Source organism: Pelagihabitans pacificus (assembly GCF_009371985.2).
In the GTDB taxonomy this organism is placed as follows: domain Bacteria; phylum Bacteroidota; class Bacteroidia; order Flavobacteriales; family Flavobacteriaceae; genus Pelagihabitans; species Pelagihabitans pacificus.
Map to the genome: position 1 here is coordinate 1 of NZ_VIKU02000017.1, position 2,171 is coordinate 2,171.

A 2,171-nucleotide genomic window follows, 5' to 3' on the forward strand; every position below is an offset into this window, starting at 1 on the left:
CATTCTGGATTATGGTCGACCAATTCAATTGGATATAGTGTATTCCATTCGTCTTTGGTCAAGTCATTTAGCGTTTTTTTCATTCTATAGTTTTGGTTTGGTCAGCTTGCGCACAACGGCCCCGGCTATGCAACGTTGCGTTTGGGCGGTTGTTTTGCCTTAAAACGGCTCACGGCAAAAAAGCCAGCCAGGGGTTGCAGTAGCCTGGGTTTGATTATTGATTAATTAAAAGTAGGAATTTTCTTTTTGGGAAAGAGTAGCAATGAAGCATAGCCGATGTTGTGCACTGTTTTTTTATGTTATTTAAAGTCTGTAATTGAGAACCATTTTCCGTCTATACTGACTGACCATTCATTTCCATCAAATCCGCTATAGATATTGAAATTGGAGCCCGTTTTAATAAAAGCCCCACTTTGTTCCCCGACTGCTTGAACATACATAGAATCAGGTAATTTGGCGTTCTTGCTTAAGGCATCAAGTACTTGAATAGATTGTTTTCTAAACAAAGGATTTTTTGAATCTTCGAATGAACTATATAAATCCGTAACGTAATGTGCGAAAAGCACTGAATCCTTACCTTGATTGAAATATCTAAAAGAAAATCCTTTGAATTTCACACTGTCATTTTCACTTATTTGTAGCCAGAGAAAGTCAGTTTGTTGAGATTCAATCTCAGACGATCGTTCTGCATTTTTGGAATTTTCATCTCCACAAGCAATAATTATTGAGGTAATAAGCAAGACTTGAAGTGTTTTCTTCATGTAATTTCTAAGTGATTTTAATAGTGCACAACGGTCCGGCTATGATTTCGGCACGTTTGGCAGTGCGGCGAAGCGAAAAGCGATGGCCTTTACCTCCGGCCTGCGGAGCAAGCTGCGGGACGAAATCATTCAAGTCCTGATTTATGGTTTAAATGTAGGAAAAATTGTCGGCCAGTTGGAATGTAGTGCTGAATTATAGGTATTGTTGTGTGCCGTATTTTATTTCAATTTTATAAACTCGAACTGTTCTCCTCCATTTTCTAAAACCAGCTTTTTAGAGTCCAAAAGAATCAGTTTCGAAATCCCGTCGTTTTCTAGAATAAAGTTCTTTAGTATAATATTATTTTCTCCGATTATCTCAATAAGAATTTTGTCCGAAACTTTAAAATCTAGTCCACCTTCTTCGAATTTCCCCGTGCTCAAGAACAATTGCCCATTTTGTATTTCGACGTAGTATTTTTTTTCTTCCTGTTTTTCAGACAACTTTTCCCAGTATCCGAGCAAATCCGTTTCAGTTTTCCCAACCAATTCGTTTTCAGCTCTTTCCTGCGAGAAAGTCAAAATTGAAAATAGAAGACAAATATTTAAGATTAGATTTTTCATATGGCACACAACGGTTCGGCTATGGCAAGTAGGGCAGGCAAGGAAACTTTTCGTTTCCGTCTGGTCTGCTAGCCAGAGCTTTTTGTTTTGTAATTATTTTTATTTTTTTTAATTGCCAAATCCAAAAGATTTGGCGGACTTAGCAAACACGACCAAGCCAATGAATACAGCACTTGTCGCCCTATTTGCTATAGGTTTTGTTAGCAACTGGCTTTTATTTTCCCCTCAATTTTTTGATTTCCAACTCCAAGTCCATTTGCGCTTGCTTTTTGATTTCAGAATCCGATTTTTCAAAGTCCGTTAAACCGTGAACCGGATTTTCAAAACTTCTGGTCAGTCCGCATTCATTTACTCTCAGTACTCCATTTGAATCCGTATGTCCGTAAAAAATCCACTTACCGAGTCCATTAATTATTGGGCCGCATTGTTGGTCATAAGTCCCTTCAAAAATCAGTCCGTTTTCCGTTCCTTTGAATGAATCCACAACTTTTATCCGATAACTCTTTTCGTCGAGATTAAATTCCAAAACTTCGCCAATAAAAACACATTCCGACTGTTCGAATTCCGCGAACTGGAAAATTTCGAGGTTTTTATAAACAGGGCAGCTACATGCAAATAACCCAAACCCTATCAAAAATGTTAGTCCAGTCAGTATGATGGTTCTCATTTTCATTTTTCAGCTTGTTGCTAACGGTTCGTATAACCGCAGTTACGGGTTAATATGCGTTAATTTTCGGTTTAGCACTGACGTTAGCAATTCCGAGTGGATTCGGACGTAGTCGAATCCGCCGTAATTGCGGTTATACA

3 protein-coding genes are annotated in these 2,171 nt (G+C 38.2%); all 3 read right to left on the minus strand.

Features of this window, described 5'->3' with window-relative positions; genetic code table 11:
- Nucleotides 1-299: 299 nt before the first annotated feature.
- Nucleotides 300-761, minus strand: a complete 462-nt coding sequence (locus FK220_RS19945) for a hypothetical protein (protein ID WP_152576124.1) — start codon at nt 759-761, stop codon at nt 300-302.
- Between the two features lie 219 nt (nt 762-980).
- Entirely contained in the window at nt 981-1,364 is a 384-nt protein-coding gene (locus tag FK220_RS19950) for a hypothetical protein (RefSeq protein WP_152576125.1), read from the minus strand.
- 214 nt (nt 1,365-1,578) lie between these two features.
- On the minus strand, nt 1,579-2,031 hold the full coding sequence (locus tag FK220_RS19955; protein WP_152576126.1) for a hypothetical protein: 453 nt from the start codon (nt 2,029-2,031) through the stop codon (nt 1,579-1,581).
- Between the last annotated feature and the right edge of the window lie 140 nt (nt 2,032-2,171).

Coding starts and splice junctions, on each gene's coding strand:
- FK220_RS19945 (WP_152576124.1), bottom strand. CDS start 761: ATGAAGAAAACACTTCAAGTCTTGCTTATTACCTCAATAATTATTGCT.
- FK220_RS19950 (WP_152576125.1), bottom strand. CDS start 1,364: ATGAAAAATCTAATCTTAAATATTTGTCTTCTATTTTCAATTTTGACT.
- FK220_RS19955 (WP_152576126.1), bottom strand. CDS start 2,031: ATGAGAACCATCATACTGACTGGACTAACATTTTTGATAGGGTTTGGG.